The sequence below is a fragment of the Streptomyces rectiviolaceus genome (assembly GCF_039533825.1).
GTDB lineage: Bacteria > Actinomycetota > Actinomycetes > Streptomycetales > Streptomycetaceae > Streptomyces > Streptomyces rectiviolaceus.
The window spans coordinates 1-528 of the sequence record NZ_BAAAUG010000242.1; the positions used below are offsets into that span (position 1 = coordinate 1).

The following is a 528-nucleotide window of genomic DNA, read 5'->3' on the forward strand; positions in this document are numbered from 1 at the left end:
TCGGCACACCCCACCGGCCGGCAGTCTCTACCAGCGCCTCCTTCACCTCACCGAAAGGACACCCCCGGTGCGTGAAGCAGACTTCCTCCCACACCATCCGGATCCTCATCGCCTGCTCCACCACCCGCAGAACATCCGCCTCAGACGACTCACCCTCCATGCCATTCCCCCGCCCCTCACGATCCAGTTGTTCCATCGTGGCGCTGATACGCAATCAGGAGCCGCCCTGCCACCCCTTCCCCTACCGAAAGGCTGAAGGGAAGGGGTGGCGGAGGGTCAGGATGTGGGGCGCCCCACCTGCTGCCAGTCTTCGATCGGCTTGGTCCTGAACATGCCTCGGTACACGCGCCGGGTGAGTACTACTGCGCCCTCGCCGTACTCCTCCAGCTCCCCGAACGCTTCAGCCTCCGAGTCGTACACGAACTTCTTCCCCTTGGCGTTCTTGATGATCCACTCCCGGTCAGCCGCAACGCCAATGCCGCCTGTCTGCATGTTCCCCACCCTGTTGACAATCTGGGTAATCTATTT

General features: G+C 62.5%; 2 protein-coding genes. Both read right to left on the bottom strand.

Annotation, left to right across the window (positions count from 1 at the left end; translation table 11 throughout):
* On the bottom strand, positions 1 to 196 hold a 196-nt coding region (locus ABD378_RS43270), incomplete at its 3' end, for a hypothetical protein (protein WP_344530890.1).
* An 80-nt stretch (positions 197 to 276) separates the two neighbouring features.
* Complete coding sequence (locus ABD378_RS43275; protein WP_344530892.1) at positions 277 to 492, bottom strand: hypothetical protein; 216 nt, start codon at positions 490 to 492, stop codon at positions 277 to 279.
* Positions 493 to 528 lie beyond the last annotated feature (36 nt).